The organism is Exiguobacterium alkaliphilum 12/1 (genome assembly GCF_000714435.1).
GTDB lineage: Bacteria > Bacillota > Bacilli > Exiguobacteriales > Exiguobacteriaceae > Exiguobacterium > Exiguobacterium alkaliphilum.
The window spans coordinates 1-16,251 of sequence record NZ_JJMW01000025.1; the positions used below are offsets into that span (position 1 = coordinate 1).

Annotated in this window: 22 protein-coding genes; 19 read left to right on the plus strand and 3 right to left on the minus strand. The window is 55.9% G+C overall.

Features of this window, described 5'->3' with window-relative positions; genetic code table 11:
• The first annotated feature begins 31 nt into the window (after positions 1–31).
• Positions 32–727 carry a hemolysin family protein gene (locus RT52_RS06130; protein WP_051690291.1) on the plus strand — a complete coding sequence of 232 codons (696 nt, stop codon included), beginning with the start codon at positions 32–34 and terminating at the stop codon, positions 725–727.
• 100 nt (positions 728–827) lie between these two features.
• On the opposite strand, the gene RT52_RS06135 is transcribed toward RT52_RS06130, so the two are convergent.
• Positions 828–1,574, minus strand: a complete 747-nt coding sequence (locus RT52_RS06135) for a hypothetical protein (RefSeq protein WP_034815900.1) — start codon at positions 1,572–1,574, stop codon at positions 828–830.
• A 164-nt stretch (positions 1,575–1,738) separates the two neighbouring features.
• Here RT52_RS06135 and RT52_RS06140 point away from each other — a divergent pair, with 164 nt between their 5' ends.
• From RT52_RS06140 to RT52_RS06190, 11 genes are all read left to right on the plus strand, one after another.
• Complete coding sequence (locus RT52_RS06140; RefSeq protein ID WP_034815903.1) at positions 1,739–2,890, plus strand: DEAD/DEAH box helicase family protein; 1,152 nt, start codon at positions 1,739–1,741, stop codon at positions 2,888–2,890.
• On the plus strand, positions 2,887–3,555 hold the full coding sequence (locus RT52_RS15995; RefSeq protein ID WP_051690292.1) for a ComF family protein: 669 nt from the start codon (positions 2,887–2,889) through the stop codon (positions 3,553–3,555). The genes RT52_RS06140 and RT52_RS15995 overlap by 4 nt, the downstream gene beginning before the upstream one ends.
• 19 nt (positions 3,556–3,574) lie before the next feature.
• Entirely contained in the window at positions 3,575–3,958 is a 384-nt protein-coding gene (locus RT52_RS06150) for a flagellar protein (RefSeq protein WP_034808221.1), read from the plus strand.
• Between the two features lie 20 nt (positions 3,959–3,978).
• Entirely contained in the window at positions 3,979–4,230 is a 252-nt protein-coding gene (locus tag RT52_RS06155) for a flagellar biosynthesis anti-sigma factor FlgM (protein WP_034815907.1), read from the plus strand.
• 107 nt (positions 4,231–4,337) lie between these two features.
• Positions 4,338–4,694, plus strand: a complete 357-nt coding sequence (gene flgN, locus RT52_RS06160; protein WP_034815910.1) for a flagellar export chaperone FlgN — start codon at positions 4,338–4,340, stop codon at positions 4,692–4,694.
• A 12-nt stretch (positions 4,695–4,706) separates the two neighbouring features.
• The gene (gene flgK / locus RT52_RS06165) at positions 4,707–6,215 is read left to right on the plus strand and encodes a flagellar hook-associated protein FlgK (protein ID WP_034815913.1); all 1,509 of its coding nucleotides are present in this window, start codon (positions 4,707–4,709) and stop codon (positions 6,213–6,215) included.
• Between the two features lie 6 nt (positions 6,216–6,221).
• A complete protein-coding gene (flgL, locus tag RT52_RS06170; RefSeq protein ID WP_034815915.1) occupies positions 6,222–7,151 on the plus strand; it encodes a flagellar hook-associated protein FlgL in 930 nt (309 codons plus the stop codon).
• 27 nt (positions 7,152–7,178) lie between these two features.
• Positions 7,179–7,733, plus strand: coding sequence for a DUF6470 family protein (locus RT52_RS06175; protein ID WP_245175477.1), 555 nt, complete (start codon positions 7,179–7,181; stop codon positions 7,731–7,733).
• 15 nt (positions 7,734–7,748) lie between these two features.
• Complete coding sequence (gene fliW, locus RT52_RS06180) at positions 7,749–8,186, plus strand: flagellar assembly protein FliW (RefSeq protein WP_024370484.1); 438 nt, start codon at positions 7,749–7,751, stop codon at positions 8,184–8,186.
• Positions 8,186–8,413 carry a carbon storage regulator CsrA gene (gene csrA / locus RT52_RS06185; protein WP_024370483.1) on the plus strand — a complete coding sequence of 76 codons (228 nt, stop codon included), beginning with the start codon at positions 8,186–8,188 and terminating at the stop codon, positions 8,411–8,413. Before fliW ends, csrA begins: the two co-directional genes overlap by 1 nt.
• 99 nt (positions 8,414–8,512) lie before the next feature.
• Positions 8,513–9,568, plus strand: a complete 1,056-nt coding sequence (locus RT52_RS06190; RefSeq protein WP_034815920.1) for a GGDEF domain-containing protein — start codon at positions 8,513–8,515, stop codon at positions 9,566–9,568.
• A gap of 27 nt (positions 9,569–9,595) precedes the next feature.
• Here RT52_RS06190 and RT52_RS06195 read toward each other — a convergent pair whose 3' ends face one another.
• Entirely contained in the window at positions 9,596–10,510 is a 915-nt protein-coding gene (locus RT52_RS06195; RefSeq protein ID WP_034815923.1) for a YitT family protein, read from the minus strand.
• 120 nt (positions 10,511–10,630) lie between these two features.
• On the opposite strand from RT52_RS06195, the gene RT52_RS06200 reads away from it, so the two are divergent.
• Together RT52_RS06200 and RT52_RS06205 are read left to right on the plus strand one after the other, a co-directional pair.
• Positions 10,631–11,581, plus strand: a complete 951-nt coding sequence (locus RT52_RS06200) for a DMT family transporter (protein ID WP_034815926.1) — start codon at positions 10,631–10,633, stop codon at positions 11,579–11,581.
• A gap of 2 nt (positions 11,582–11,583) precedes the next feature.
• On the plus strand, positions 11,584–11,877 hold the full coding sequence (locus RT52_RS06205; protein ID WP_034815929.1) for a putative quinol monooxygenase: 294 nt from the start codon (positions 11,584–11,586) through the stop codon (positions 11,875–11,877).
• A gap of 32 nt (positions 11,878–11,909) precedes the next feature.
• On the opposite strand, the gene RT52_RS06210 is transcribed toward RT52_RS06205, so the two are convergent.
• Entirely contained in the window at positions 11,910–12,407 is a 498-nt protein-coding gene (locus tag RT52_RS06210; protein ID WP_034815933.1) for a hypothetical protein, read from the minus strand.
• 156 nt (positions 12,408–12,563) lie between these two features.
• Between RT52_RS06210 and RT52_RS06215 the strand changes: the two genes are divergently transcribed.
• The 5 genes from RT52_RS06215 to RT52_RS06235 all read left to right on the plus strand — a co-directional run bounded on the left by RT52_RS06215 (position 12,564) and on the right by RT52_RS06235 (position 16,246).
• Positions 12,564–13,049: a hypothetical protein gene (locus RT52_RS06215; RefSeq protein ID WP_024370476.1), complete on the plus strand. Its 486-nt coding sequence runs from the start codon at positions 12,564–12,566 to the stop codon at positions 13,047–13,049.
• 55 nt (positions 13,050–13,104) lie between these two features.
• The gene (locus tag RT52_RS06220; protein ID WP_034815936.1) at positions 13,105–13,932 is read left to right on the plus strand and encodes a GNAT family N-acetyltransferase; all 828 of its coding nucleotides are present in this window, start codon (positions 13,105–13,107) and stop codon (positions 13,930–13,932) included.
• Positions 13,933–13,942: 10 nt separating this feature from the next.
• Positions 13,943–14,266 carry a hypothetical protein gene (locus RT52_RS06225; protein ID WP_034815939.1) on the plus strand — a complete coding sequence of 108 codons (324 nt, stop codon included), beginning with the start codon at positions 13,943–13,945 and terminating at the stop codon, positions 14,264–14,266.
• Between the two features lie 122 nt (positions 14,267–14,388).
• Positions 14,389–15,681 (plus strand): methyl-accepting chemotaxis protein, encoded by a 1,293-nt coding sequence (locus RT52_RS06230; RefSeq protein ID WP_034815942.1) that lies wholly within the window; start codon positions 14,389–14,391, stop codon positions 15,679–15,681.
• A 4-nt stretch (positions 15,682–15,685) separates the two neighbouring features.
• Positions 15,686–16,246 carry a hypothetical protein gene (locus tag RT52_RS06235; RefSeq protein ID WP_156028787.1) on the plus strand — a complete coding sequence of 187 codons (561 nt, stop codon included), beginning with the start codon at positions 15,686–15,688 and terminating at the stop codon, positions 16,244–16,246.
• Positions 16,247–16,251 lie beyond the last annotated feature (5 nt).

Here is a 16,251-nt window from a genome sequence, read left to right on the forward strand (position 1 = left end):
TGGGTGTTGCACTTAATTTTATAATTCATCGATGCAAAACATCTTCTCGTTCGACCAGCACGTCACGAAAGACGTCATGGTGCCGCGGACGAAAGTCGAGGCGATCGACATCGAGGCGACGCGCGCCGAAGTGCTCGCGACGTTCGCCGACAGCCAGTACACCCGTTATCCGATCATGGAAGGCGGGGACAAGGACCATTTAATCGGCTACATTAACGTCAAGGAAGTGCTCATGGGCTTGGCGATGCAACCTTCTGTCGATTTGAAGGCGTACGTGAAAGAGTTGCCTGTCGTCCACGAGATGACACCGTTAGAAGATACATTGAAACAGATGCGCGAGGTGCGGACGCATATCGCTATCGTCCTCGACGAATATGGCGGCACATCGGGCCTCATCACGCTCGAAGATTTGCTTGAAGAGATCGTCGGCGAGATTCGTGACGAGTTCGATGAGGACGAGGTCGACCCGATCCATACGGTCGATGCGTCGACGTACGACATCGACACACGCGTCCGCCTCGACGAGCTCGAAGGACGCTTCGGCCTCATGTTCGAGAACGCCGAGGAGATCGATACGCTTGGCGGTTGGCTCCAAGTCAACCGGGACGAGAATAGCGTCGGGACGACGTTCGAGTTCGACCGCTACATGCTCACCATCCTCGAGATGACAGAGCATCACGTCGAACGGGTCCGTCTCATCGTCCATCCTGACGTCAAAGAGGCATAACAAAAGGTTCATCCGCGTGTGTTGCGGATGAACCTTTTGTCGTTCCATCAATGCGGGGCGACGATGTTTCTGAAGCGAGGAGGTTTAGTCTACCCGTCGGTCATTCCATCTCCATCCATTCTTTATGATTTCGTTGCAGTCGTTCAACCAAACCTTCCTGATCGATGTCTTCCGCGTTGACGCGTCCGGAATAGAATGACTTGTTCCCGTCTTGAATCGAGATGAGAAGTGTCCGGAACGGCACGTCGGCCTCGTCGAGCACGCGCTTGACGTCACGCATCCGTTCACTCGCATGTTGCGCCGTTGCATCTTCGCCTTCAATCCAGATGACGAGGGAACCGTGATCGCGTCCGATTTGTTTGATGTCGTACGGGTGGTCGAGGATGAGCGTCGCCGGGTCGAGCGCCTCCTCGGCCGAACCTTCGCCTTCATAGATGGTCAACACTTCTTCATACAACTCATAGTCGAAAGGGAGCGAGCGGAGGGCTGTTTCCACGAGCGGATGATATTCTGCATGTAGCCGATTGAACGTCACCGTCCCGGACAGGACGTCATCATAGTAATCGTTGATAATCGCGCCATCCCCGTTTACGACCACATCAAACTGTGTGTCCTCGCTCGTTTGTGATGCAAATGTGACGACGTACGCATCGCTCCCCCAAATCTGTAGCCCAGCGTGTACCGCCGATACCTCGATATGTGGATAGTACGTCGTGACGTATTGTTCCGCCGTCGCGATTGCTCGCTGTTCATCTCGCGGGTCACCGAACAATGTGTGTGATAGGAGCGTACCGACCCCGTACAGGATGAGCCCGGCTCCGATCAGCGTCCCGAGAAAACGCCGCATACATACCACTTCCTCACTAAAAAAGTCTGTTTCTTCCATTATCGTAATCGATTGCGTATTTGAACACATCCGCTTAAAGAACGAAAGGCGTCGACTTACGGACGATAACTCGTGTGTCATGTAACCAGTCAACCTGATAGCGTCAGAGAAAAAGGACTGATTTCATGGGACAACTTGTCATCCATCCAGACGGGCAACGCGCCATCCGTTTCGGCATGTGCCAACGCTGCCTGAGTACCGACGTCCGGGGTTTCACGTGTCTTCACGGGAGCTGCAGCTATTGCCGCAACTGTCTCCACCTCGGTCGGGTATGCCGCTGTGACTTCTTAAAAGAACTCGACGTCACGACGCCGGTCGAGCCGACCGAGCTCGTCATGCCGTTCGACTTGAGCGACGGCCAAGAACATGTGAGCGAACAGCTCCTGAAGTGGTGGGAGACGAAGACGTCCGGCCTCGTCCACGCCGTCTGTGGGTCCGGCAAGACGGAGATGGCGTTCCCGGTCATCGAACGCGTCGTAAACGTTGGGAAGCGTGTCCTCATCGTCTCGCCGCGTCGCGATGTCGCCATCGAATGGGCCGACCGACTCGAGCGCGCCTTCTCCGTCCCGATCACAAGGCGTTACGGCGGTGGGGAGAAAGACACGGTCGGGATGATCACCGTCGCGACGGCACCGCTCCTATTGAATTTGAAACACGTCTTCGACTACGTGCTCGTCGACGAGTCGGACGCGTTCCCGTTCGCCTTTGACTTGTCGCTCTGGTGGACGATTCGACGCGCCGGGAAAGGCGTCTTCTTGTTCGTGACGGCGACCCCGACCGTCTGGCAGCGTCAGTTCCCGACCGTCCACTTGTCCCGGCGCTATCACGGGCATGACTTGCCCGTCCCGACGCTCGTCAGACAGACGGATGAGGCGATCATCGCGTTCTGCCAAAGAGAGACGCCGCGGCTCTTGTTCGTGCCGACGAAGGCCGACCTCGTCCGTTACGGGGCACGCTTGACCGATGCCGGCTTCACGGTCCGCATGGTCTCGGCCGACACGAACGAGCGGACGGACACGCTCGAGTGGCTCGCCTCGACGAACGGCATCGTGCTCGCGACGTCGATTTGGGAGCGGGGCATGACGGTGCGCGGGGTCGATGTCGCCGTGATCGAGAGTGAACATATGCTCTTCACCTCGCGCGGTCTCATCCAGATGGCCGGGCGGGCCGGACGAAAACCGGACGCGCCGACCGGGGACGTCGTCTTCTTCTACAACGAGCGGACGTGGCGTCAAGACCGGGCCATCGAAGCGATTGAACGGGCGAATCGCCGATGAACTGCCTCGTCTGTCGGAAACCGCTCAATGTCAAATGGACGCCGTCGACGTTGTTCAAACGTGACTGGGTCTGTTCGGACTGCGAGACGTCACTCACCCCGCTCGTGCCGGGCTGTCCGAGATGCGGGCATCCGACCGAGGACGAGAAGACGTGCCCGGACTGCATCCGCTGGCTCGCCCTCGGTCTCGACTTGACCGTGCGCTCGCTCTACGCCTATGACGAGGCCGGGGCGAACTGGCTCCACCGGTACAAGTTCGGCGGGGACGTGGCGCTCGTCGAACACGTGAAGCCGGTCCTCCGGGCGTGTCGTGAGAAAGGCGTGTGGTACGTACCGATTCCGCTCGGCGAGGAGCGATTAAAGCAGCGACGCTTCAATCAGGCGGAACTGCTCGCCCGTGCCATCGGACCGATGCGGCCGCTACTTCAAAAGACAGAGGTTTTGAGTCAACGCGAACTTGGGAAAGGAGAAAGGCGGCACCGTCAAAACCCGTTCGCTATACAAACCGAAGTCCGATGTGAGAAAATTGTTCTCGTCGACGACGTCTATACGACAGGGACGACGCTCCATCAGGCGGCGCTCACGTTGAAACATGCGGGCTACCGAGAAGTTTCTGCCGTTTGCTTGTTCCGGGCGCTAAACAAATCAAAAACGCGTCCGATATAAAAGGCAGAGGTGAAGGACAATGGAAGCCACAACGTGTCAAAAGTGCGGACGCCTGTTCATGAAACAAGGCCGCTCGCCTTACTGCCCGTCCTGCGGGGAAGTCGACTTTCAAAACTTCTTGAAAGTGCGCGACTTCATCCGTGAACCAGACAATAGAGAGACCACGATCGGGGCCCTCGTCGAAGCGACAGGCGTCTCCGAGCTTGATATCACGCGATATATCCATGAAGGACGCCTGATCATCAAGGACAACCCAGGTCTCGCCATCAGCTGTGTCCGGTGCGGGGAACCGACGAACGCCGGAAAAGTTTGTACGAGTTGCCAGACCGACATGCAGCAAGAACTGCACAGTTTACAACAAAGCATCACGAAACCAAGCGCTCGCGCTTATCGTTTGGACTAACATCAAGAGGGGGGATACGCATGCGCATCGATTCTGCCAAGTGGGTACATTTACCACACACGTACGAGAAGAAAACGCAAGCCGAGACGAAGCCCGAGCCAACACGCCAAACGGACCGACTATCGATATCGGCGGAAGCCCGCGCCCGGTTTGAAGAACCGGTGAAACATCCGGAACGCCTTGAGAAGATCAACGCCTTGAAGGCCGAGATTGACGCAGGGACGTATTCACGGGACGCGCGCGACATCGCCAAACGCTTTCTACAAGGATGAATGGAAGCAAGGTCCGCTTGAGGCCTTCGCACGGATAACACGGCACGGAAGCTGACTAGAGGGGACCCCTTTTTAGTCGGCTCTTTTTTTGGAAAAAGGAGAGACTTATGCTCGCATTACATACACGTTTGCTCGAACTCGCCTACGAGAAAGAACAGCTCTTGATCAAAGGCGACATGCCCGCCTTCACGACGCTCGTCAAGGAAGAAGCGAAACTCGTCCGGCAAATCGCACAAAAAGAAGCGGAACGACTTCAAGGTTTGCTCATTTTGGACGATGAAGAGAAAGAAGCACTCAGACCGGTCCTGTTCGAACTGAAACGGCAGAACGAATTGAACGCCGCGCTACTCGAACAGTCGCTCAACTATATCAACTGGCACCTCGACATGCTCATGCCAGACGCAGACGATTTCACTTACGGCCAACAAGCGTTCGAGACACGCTCGTTCAGCCGCGACGTATAAGGGGGAAGATTGATGGGTTCAACATTTATGGGATTGGAGACGGCACGGCGGAGCCTCTCGACACACCAATGGGCGCTCCAGGCGACCGGCAACAACGTCGCCAACGCCTCTAACCCGGGCTATTCACGCCAACGCCTGACGATCGGCATGACCGAACAACTGAGCGTCAACTTCGGCGGCACGAAGGCCGGACAGTTCGGGACCGGTGTCCGCGGCGAGACGCTCGCTCGGATTCGCGACTTGATGATTGACCAGCAGTATCGAGATGAGACGGTAAAGAATTCGTTTTATGCGACGAAGCAAGCGGCCTTCGGACGAATGGAAGACATCATCAACGAGCCTTCTGAGAACGGGCTCGCCAAGTCGCTCGACTTGTTCTGGGCGTCGCTTCAGGACTTGTCGGTCAACCCGGACGACACGGGCGCGCGTAGCGTCGTGCGCCAACGGGCGATGACGCTAGCCAGTACGTTCAACTATATGTCCTCCTCACTTACTAAAGTGCAGGACGATTTAAAAGCAGAAGCGGACGTTGTCGTCAAGAAAGTGAACGATCTTTTAACAAAAATCAGTGATGTTAACCGTCAAATCGGAGATGCGGAACCGCTCGGCGTGTTACCGAACGAATTGTATGACGCACGTGACCGTTACATGGACGAACTTGCCCGATATATCGAATTCGAGCGCAAACCAATCGACTATTTGAACGGCGAGACGCGCGGGAACTCGCAACGGATGGCGGAAGGGCGTATTGATATTGTCATTAACTTGAATACGACTCCGACAAAAACACCGGTAACGTTAGTGGATGCAGCTAATGGAAAGGTTGGCTCAATTGGGAGTTCTGGTTATAAAGATGCGGGGGCGCTTGCGGCAGACCCAATGCTTCCAATGACGTTTGACGATATGCCGAATGGAAAGTTGAAAGCACTTGTCGATATGCATGACGGGGCCTTCACGAAAATGCTGAAAGACTTAGATGAAATGGCAAGCGTATTCGCGACAGCGTTCAACAATACCCATAAGTTAAACAAAGATGCGGCAGGTGTGGAAGGGCGAGACGATTTCTTTATTGATTCTGTATCAGGTACGAATGTAGGGATAAAAGCCTCGACCATCCAAGTGAGCGATGACTTTATGAAGAACCTTGATTTGATTGCCGCGTCACAGGACGGCAACATCGGCGATGGCAGCGGGGCGCTAGCACTCGCTCGCTTGAAAGAATTCTCACTTAGTTTTGATGGCTCTGTTACGACGTCGACTTCGATTGGGAAATATTATCAAAACGTTATTGGGAACATGGCTGTCGAGGCAAGTCAAAACGGTAGTCTTGCTAAGAGTACCTTTGCCCTCATGGCGAGCTCGGATCAGCGACGCATGTCGGTGAGCGCCGTGTCGCTTGATGAGGAAATGACGATGATGATCCAGTATCAACACGCTTATAATGCGGCGGCCCGGAATATTACCGCCGTCGACGAGATGCTCGATAAAATCATTAACGGCATGGGAATTGTAGGGAGGTAATGATTGATGCGTGTCACACAGACGATGCTTACACAGACAAACTTGAAACACTTATCAAGTAGCTATAACACACTTGCCCGTGTTCAAGAACAATTGATTAGCGGAAAGCGGATTCAAAAAGCGTCGGAAGACCCGGTCGTCGCGATGCAAGGCATCCGCTACCGAACCGAGGTGCGCGAGGTCGACCAATTCCGCCGTAACGTCAGCGAGGCGACGAGTTGGATGGACTTGACCGACTCGACGCTGAACGAAGTGACGGAAGCCGTCAAACGGATTCGCGAATTGACGACGCAGGCGGCAAACGACACGTATGAGTCGTCACAACGTCAAATCATCAAGAGTGAAATCGACCAGCTCGTCGAGCATATCGGCTCGCTCGCGAACGCGAAATCGGGCGAGAAGTACATCTATAACGGCACGAAGACGGACCAGCCGCTCATCGACATGGCCGCGCTGAAGGCGTTCCTCGCCGACCCGGACGCGGACGTCGATTCGATCTATACGGGCGGTGTGCCGACGGACAGCGGCAAGATTTCCTTCGAGGTGTCAAAAGGTATTACGATGCAAGTGAATATGCAACCAGAAACGATATTTGGAAAAGAGCTGTTCGAGGGACTCCATAAATTGAGTACAATGTTAAATAAACCGGATACGGGCGGGGCCGACTTGTCGGCACAGCTCGCGACGCTCGACACGCTCGGGCAGAACTTGATCACGGAGCGGGCCGAACTCGGCGCGCGCGCGAACCGACTCGAGCTCGTCGACAATCGCCTGCAAGACCACGAAATCATCGCGAAGACGATCATGTCGGACAACGAGGACATCGACATCGAGCGCGTCATCATGGAACTCAAGTCACATGAGACGGTGCACCGGGCCGCACTCTCGGCCGGTGCCCGCATCATCCAGCCGACGCTCCTCGACTTCCTTCGGTAACGGCGGATGAATCTCGCGAGGCTTGAGATGCGGCAGACGCATGCTGCCATCCAGATGACGTCGAACCGGCCCGTGCTCGAGATGAGACAAGGCCGGGCCGACATGACGATGACGCAAGGGAAGGCCGAGATGACGCAGCGGACGACACCAGGGACGCTCGAGGTCGACTCGTCGGTCGCCCGGAGCGAGAGCAACTTAAAAGGCGCGCTCGAACTCGGCCGCCATTTCGGCGGGCTCGGTGAACAAGGGGCGCGCGAGGCGACGAGCATGGCCGCCCGCGAAGGCGACCAGCTCATGCGGATCGAGAACGGCAACCCGATTCCACAGATCGCCGCCAGCAAAGTGAACGACCCGTATCCGGTCGTCGACCTCGAATTCATGCCGAAGTCGATTGACCGCGTCAAGTTGACGTACACGCCGGCGGATGTCAAAATCGAGTGGAACGTGACACCGGCACAGATTGATGTATCGCTCACCCCGACCGATTTCTCGTTCACGCCATGGACGACGGACATCTCGCTCCGTCAACAGGCGTCGCTCGAGATGTGGGCGGTCGGTGGGATGTATGATGAGACGCGTTGAAAGTGAGGAAGATCCATGTTCATTGAGACAGATTATTTTGGCAAGATCGAAGTGAAAGAAGAAGAGACGATCTCGTTCGTCAGTGAGATCCCGGGCTTCCCGGAATCGAAGACGTTCGCGCTCATCCCGTACGGCGACGACCTGCCGTTTTGGTCGCTCCAGTCGCTCGAGGACAAGGCGTGCGCCTTCGTCGTGACGAACCCGTTCTGGCATAAGCCGGATTACGCGTTCGAGTTGACGGACGGGGCGAAAGACCAGCTCGGCATCGACGAGGCGGAACACGTGTCGGTGTATGCCATCGTCACGCTCCGCGAACCGTTCGAGACGTCGACGCTCAACTTGAAGGCCCCGATCGTCATCGAGACGAACGAGCGCCGCGGCAAACAAGTCATCCTAGACGATGCCTACCCGGCGCGCTTCCCGCTCGGCGGCCAGAAAAGCGAGGTGCGCTGATGCTCGTATTGAAACGAAAACAAGGCGAGGCGATTCATATCGGCGACGACGTGACGCTGACGGTGCTCGCGATCGAGGGCGACCAAGTGAAGCTCGGGATTGACGCACCGCGCCATATCGACATCCATCGCCATGAAGTGTACGTCCAGATGCAGGCCGAGAACGAGTCGGCCCGGGACAGCGCCAACTTGATGCGACAGATGATGCAAAACAAGTCGGAAGCGTGAGCTTTCGGCTTTTTTCATTGGTGTAGCTTATTAACGGATGACAGTCGCCCTGATCATGCGTTACGATGGATGGGAATTTCGGGGAAAGGGTGCGGTCGTTTGGGTCAAGTTGTCAATATCTTCTTTATCAATATCAGTATCATCTATCTCGTCTTGTCGCTCACGCTCTACTTGATGCGACACGTGTTGCCGGTGCAAGTGGCGTCGCCGCTCGCTGTCCGGGTATGGTTCGGGCTCGCGATGGGGCTCGCGGCCGTCTTGTTGACCGTCAATTCGTTCTCGGTCGGGGAGGCGCGCATCGACCTCCGCATCATCCCGCTCGCCTTGGCGGCGGCGTACGCCGGACCGATCGGGGTCGCAGTCACGATTGGGCTGACACTTCTTGGTCGCTTCGGGCTCGACGGCATGACCGATCAGTTCATCCGCTCGTTCGGCACACTCGGCCTGTTCTTCGTCTTATCGCTCGTCTTGAATCGATTGTCACTGCGGCGCGGTCACTTATACTCGGCCTATCTCGTGTTTGGGGCCGTGCTCGTCTTATTCCGCATCGCCGGGAATATTCCGATGCACGCGTTCACGAATGTGTTCCTGCCGTATTTCGTCATCACATTCTTCGGCGGCTGGATGTGCTACTGGGTCGCGAAGCAAATCGAGACGCATTTGCGCATGTTCCGACTCCACACGCAGCGAGCGACCGTCGACGAGTTGACGGGGCTGCCGAACCGGTATATGACGCTCGAGCGGCTGAACGACGTCGAGGCGTCCGGTCTTCCGTGGGCACTCCTCGTCATCGACGTCGACCGGTTCAAACAGTTGAACGATACATATGGCCACCGGGCCGGGGATGCGGTGTTGCGTCGAATCGGGACGACGCTCCGCGACCATTGCCCGGAAGCTGGATTCGTCGGACGATACGGTGGGGAAGAGCTCGTCATGGTGACCGAGAACGCGCATGACGCCGAACAACTCGCCGAACGGCTCGTCCGTGCGGTCCGTGAGACGACGTATACGTTCGAAGGCCAACCGATTCCGATGACGATCTCGGTCGGGGTGTCGATTGCGAACGCAGAACCGGGGACGGTCGTCTTCGAGCGAGCCGATGCCGCACTTTATCAAGCGAAGGCGGATGGTCGCGACCAAGTGAAAATCGGGTAAACAAAAAATCGGCCGTGGCCGATTTTTTTAGTGGATATTTTTCTTCTTGAACTGTCCGCCCCGGACGTCGTGAATATTGCCGATGGCGAGGAATGCCTTATCGTCATAGTCGTCGAGGATGTCTTTCAGCTTCGTCTCCTCGAGTCGGCTGATGACCGTGAAGACGACTTTCTTCCCGTCGCCCGTGTACGCCCCTTCCCCGTGCAAGTACGTCACGCCGCGGCCGAGCCGGTCCATGATCGCCTGGCCGACGTCTTCAGGCGATGTCGTGATGATCCACGCCGCCTTCGATTGGTCGAGTCCCTCGAGTACGACGTCAATCGTCTTGAAGGCGATGAAATACGTGAGGAGCGAGTACATCGCCCGGTCCCAGCTGAAGACGAAACCGGCCGTCCCGAGGATGAAGATGTTGAAGAACATGACAATCTCGCCGACCGAGAACGGCAATCGGTTCGTGAAGGCGACGGCCAAAATCTCCGTCCCGTCGAGCGAACCGCCGGCGCGGATGACGAGGCCGATGCCGACGCCGAGCAAGAAGCCGCCGAAGACGGTCGACAAGAGCAGGTCGTCCGTGAACGGTTCGATGTTATGTAGCAGAATCGTGAAACCCGACATGAGGAGGATCGCCGTCAACGTGACGACGGCGAACGTCTTCCCGATTTGACGATAGCCGAAGTAGATGAACGGCAAGTTGAAGAGGACGAGCCAGATGGCGAGTTTCGTGCCGGACAAGTACGAGACGATAATCGACACCCCGACGATGCCGCCGTCGATGATTTGGTTCGGGACGAGGAACGCCTCGAGCCCGATGGCGAAGATGAGGGCGCCAAACAAGAGGAGGAGTCCTTTGGCGACGAGTTCCGTCCGTTTGATCGGGTTATGTTCGCGCTTCAAGCGCGTCACTTCCTCCGGTGACGGGGAAGGCATCGGTGGACGCTGCATAGACATCCGCCCCTTTCCTTTTTTAAACAGTATAACAAATCTCATAGCGTTTTAAGCAGTCGAGGCAGGGAATCTGACACAACGTATGGAACTAGTGGGGATTCAGAAAGGAGGGATGCGATGCGTCCGCTCATCCTCGGCGTGTTCGCCGCACTCTTTTTCGCGAGCACGTTCGTCTTAAATGAAGCCATGCATATCGGGGGCGGCCACTGGGCGTATAGCGCCTCGCTCCGCTTCTTGTTCATGATCCCGCTCCTCGTCCTCGTCGTCGCCATGCGCGGCGGATTGGGGCGAGTGCGAAAGGCACTCGCAGACGACCCGGTGCCGTGGCTCGTCTGGGGGACGGTCGGGTTCGGCCTGTTTTACGTCCCGATCTGTATCGCCGCTGTCGAGGCACCGCCTTGGCTCATCGCCGGCACGTGGCAAGTGACGATCCTCGCCGGGGCGCTCTTGTCGCCGCTCTTTAAACGAGCGGACGGGACACGCGAACAGATTCCGTGGACGGCGCTCCGCTTCTCCGGAATCATTTTGTTTGGGGTCGTCCTCATGCAAGTCGAGTTTTTACAGACGTTCGAGCCGCGCTTCCTGCTGATCGGCGTCTTGCCGGTGCTCGTCGCCGCGTTCGCCTATCCGCTCGGCAACCGGAAGATGATGGCCCACACCGACCTCGACGTGTTCGAGCGCATCCTCGGCATGTGCGTCGGCTCGCTCCCGGTATGGTTGTTGTTGTTCGGTTACGGGCTGACGACCGGGACGCCATCGGGGGCGCAAGTGTCGCAGACGCTTCTCGTCGCGTTACTTTCCGGTGTCATCGCGACGGTGCTCTTCTTCAAGGCGACCGATCTCGTCAAACACGACATGGGCCGGCTCGCGACGGTCGAGGCGACACAGGCGCTCGAGGTGCTGTTCGCGCTCGTCGGCGAGATGTTGATTTTACAGGCGGGACTGCCGTCAGGGCTGTCGCTCGTGGGGATCGGGATTGTCATGATTGGGGTGACGTTGCATAGCCGAGCCTCACTCAAGGTGATGGAGAAGCCAGTTGCGATTGACCGATATGGGAAGGAGGGATGAAGATGGCGTATGGGATAATCGGCAAGTTGACCGCGATGCAAGGAGAGCGGGAGACGTTGCTGGCGATATTGCTTGAGGCCGCCACGTCGATGGAACAGGAAGCGGGGTGCGAGGCGTATCGGGTGAGCGTCTCGCTCGACGACGACGCGATCGTCGTCTATGAAGTGTGGGCAAGCGAGGCCGCCCACCAACAGTCGCTCGCGCTTCCGGTGACAAGGCGATTGATCGATCAGGCGAAGCCGATCTTGGCCAGTGTCGAACAGATGGTGACGTTTGAGCCGAAAGGAACGTATTAAAAGACCCACGTCCGCGGACGTGGGTTTGTCAGTTACGATTTTGTGAGGCTGCCTTTGACTTTGGCGTAGAAATCGTCCATCATACCCGTACGGCTGCCGAGCTGGCAGACGAGTTCGAGCGTCTCTTTATAGAACTTCTTGACGAGCCCTTTGTTTTTGATGGCTGGCATCGATGCGAGCGTCTTCTCTAAGTTCTGCAAGATCTCTTCGATTTGCGCGTCCGAGTCCGGTTTCACGATCGTCATGTTTTCCGGGATCTTGACAAGCTTGTCCTGCTCCTGGTGACGGAACGAGGCGCCGAAGCCGAGGTTCTCGATGAAGAGGTGCGGCATCGCCTTTTGGCCGAAGAACTGTTTATGCCAGTCCGTCGCTTTCATCGTGTCCATGTCCTGCTTGAACGTGGACGCCGTCGAGACGTACTGTTTGAACAAGTCGGTCATGAATTTCTCGATGACCGGGATTTGAAGGGCGAAGACGTTTTTTAAGAGCGCGTCGAGTTGCGCCCGTGATAATTGGGATTCGTTAGACATGTCGGTTCCTCTTTTCTATAATGCGATACTTTTATCGTATGGGATTGGGGAACGTGCGTCAACGCATCCCGAAACATTTTTTCAGAATATTTAATGATTTGCCTGCATTTTGTGCGATAATCGTCTCATGGCAGGAATAAAGAGGAGTGGATCAACATGAACAAAACATTGAAGTGGGCCGTCGCGCTTGGCGTGACCGGGGCCCTTGTCGCAACGGTCGGTGTCGTCTCGTCCCGGGGACGGACCGATGACACGTCGCAGACGATTCGGGACCGTGCCCTCGGCTATGAGATCATTCTCCCGTCGAAGATCGCCGAGGCGATCGAGCGCGGAGACGTCTACATCGAGAAGTCGCAAGACGTGACTGATATCGGCGACAAGGCGAGCTACGGCACGTTCGACCTCTACTACAATCTTGAGGGCGGCGACGACCAGTTGTTGTTCCACTTGGACCTCGTCGACCGCGAGTTGTCAGAAGAGGCGTTCGCGGAGGAAGTCGGCTACGGCAACTACCTCGGTGCGAGCGACAAGACGTTCTTCTGGGTCGAACCGACCGAAGCCGTGCCGGGTGCCGAGGCGCACACGGACGAGATCACGGAGCTCCTTGAGACGCTCCCGGAGCTCGAGTTCCGCACGTTATGAGTCCGCCCGCTTCGGCGGGCTTTTTGTTGTGCTACAATAAAGGCGAGGTGATGGTATGAACTATACAGTAGAAGAAGTGAGACAACCAGAAGACGTGCGAGCGCTCGAAGCAGCGGTCAACACTTTTGACGGAATTGACGTCAAAGTCGGCCACGAGGCGGTCGGACAGAACGACTACGCGGTTTACGCGGACGATTTGCTCGTCGGGTATTTGATGTTGTTCCCGTATCTCGAGAACGAATATGAAGTGAACGCGCTCGTCCATCCGGATTACCGGAAGCAAGGTGTGTTCAAGGCGCTCTTGGAGACGGCGAAGCGGGACGCGAAAGCGAACGGCTGCGAGGCATTCACGTTCGTCATCGACCGGAAGTCGAAGTCCGGCAAGGCGGTCGTCGACCACCTTGGTGCGGCGTATCGGTTCTCCGAGTACAACCTCGTCTTGAAAAAGGCAGAGCTGTTCTTGAAGCCGAACGAGGTGTCGCTCCGCGAGGCGACGGACGCCGACCGTCCGCTCATCATCGAGACGCTATCTGAGGCGTTCGGTGACCCGATTGATGTGACGGAAAACATTTATCGGCAAATCGACACGCCGGACCGCGTGACGTATATCGGCGAGGTCGAAGGTCGTCCGGTCGGCGTCATCCGCGCGCTCCTCTCAGGCGACGACGCGGGCAGTATCCACGCGTTCGGTGTCCGGGCGAGCGAGCAAGGCAAAGGCTACGGCTCGAAGATGTTGAAGCAGATGGTCCAGCAGCTGTTCCGCATGGGCCGGACGAAGCTCGAACTCGATGTCGAGACGGAGAATAAGGCCGCGCTCGAGATTTACAAGCGGGCCGGTTTCGCGGAGAATGGCGGATATGAGTTTTACCTATTAGAACTGTGAGGTGAACATCATGGTCAGAAATTTGAAATGGCTCGGGGCGGCGTTTGAGGCGTTCCTTGGAATCCCAATCCTCGGCGGTCTGTTCATCATCAGCATGGGCTACTCGCCGCTCGGCTTCATGCTCGCGTTCCATATCGTCGTGCTCGTCTTGTCGCTCACCCGGCTGAACCGATTGTCGTTCGGTCCGATCGTCGGCATCACGGCGTCGGTGCTCGGCTTTATCCCGATTGTCGGGATGCTGCTCCACTGGGCGGCGGCGATCGCACTCGCAATCGATGCGCTCACGACGACGCGGGAACGGTCGCGTGTGTCGACAAAAGAAGATCCATTTTGAATCGACGCTCTCCATATGGAGGGCGTTTTTTCATTGACCAAACGTTCAACTGAAAACGCTATACAAAAGCTTCCAATGAGACGATATAGAAGGTGATGAATTACACAGAGGAGGAACTTACAGTGAAGATTTTCAAAAACTTTACGACGCAGCTACTCGCGTGGATTTTGGTCACATCGATCGTGACGGGCGGTTCGGTCGGGTACATCACGCTTCTATTACTTACGGAGCTCGAGATGGAAAAAGGTCAAGTCATGCTCGTCGGGACGGCCGTGTCGCTTCTCATTTCAACTATCGGCAGTATCGTCATCTACTTGATTGCGCGCCGTCCGCTCAAAGCGATCGAGTCGGCGTCGGATAAGGCGGTCCAAGTCGGTAACGGTGACTTGACGGTCGAATTTGCGAACGAGTCGACGAACGACCGCTCGGAGATGGGGCGTCTGCTCCTGTCGATGGACAACATGGTCGGACACCTCCGAGAGCAAGGAACGAACATGCGCTATACGGCGGACCAATTGACGGGTTCGGCGCAAGAAATCGCGGCGGCCGTCCAAGAAGGGAACGTCGCCGGCGAGAACATCCGCCAAGCGATGGACGCATTGAACAAGATGCTCGAAGACAACGTCAACGCGACGTACAGCTCGATGGACTTGCTTGGGGCTGTTGCCCGGACGATGGAAAACATTCGTAACGAGATGGGCTCGGCTTTGAATGCGGCGAGTGAGATGCAACACGAGGCCGAGAGCGGGAAAGGCCTCGCCTCGTCGTCGGTCGATGCGATGCATGCGATTGCCGGCAAGGTCGAGCAGTCGTCGACGCTCAACAGCAAGTTGACGGAGATGACAGGTGAGATTTCACGGATCACGGACGTCATTAGTGACATTTCAGCACAGACAAACCTGTTGGCGTTGAACGCGTCGATTGAAGCGGCACGGGCCGGCGAACACGGACGCGGTTTCGCGGTCGTCGCGGCCGAGGTCAAAAAGCTCGCTGAACAGACGGCGAACTCGACGCAAGAGATCACCGATTTGATTGTCGACGTCAAACGTCTTGTTGGTGACACGTCGTCTTCGATGGCGAACGTGAAAGCGGAAGTCGAGACAGGGGTCGGTCTTGTCGAGAAGGCGGGCGGTGCGTTCGCGACGATTCACAACTCGGCGAACGAAGTGTACAGCCACGTCCATTCGGTCGATGCGCTCTTAGATGAGTCGCGCGGTCAGATTGATTCGGTCGTCACGAACTCGGCGGGCATTGTCGGAATGGTCGAAGAGGCGTCACGTTACGCCACAGAAGTGACGTCGGCGGCGAGCCAGCAGGCAGCCAGTCTCGGGGAAGTGAACGGGGCGATGACGGAACTCGTGCGTGTCGCGGAAAGTTTACAGAATGAGACGGAGCAAGTGAAGGTGGAAGCGTAAATTGATGGGACAATCTTTGAAAAAAGGTCGTCCCATTTTAATTGAGGTGATAACTATGATTAACGAATCGGGATACTATTTGTTTCGGGTTGAGAAAGTGATTGAAAGCGAAAATTTGAAACAGATTGAAACCCTGTATATTATTGATTTCGTGGTAGAAAGTGATTTTGTAGACTTCCTTTCCAATCAAGAAACACTCGGTGTAAATATAGAAGAAGCAATAGAGAAGCGAGTACGTGAATTGAAATCAAGTCATATATTTCTTAGAGGAATTAGAGAAAATTTAGAGGAGGATGAAGTATTTCAATTATCCTCAAAAGTAGTGAATCTTCTTTTTGAAAACAGCTTGGATAGTAAAGCGTTTCAAGAGTTGTTAAATCAATATGACATTTTTTATAAACTGATCATTGGAGTTGTAGATATTTATGCTAGTGGTATCGACGATAGGAGAGATTATAAAGAATTAGTACTCGAAGAAGATATTATTGGAAAACGAAAAATGACACGTAAATACTCTAAAGCATACAATTTTATATCTGATCGAAAATTATTTAGACAAGGATGATAACT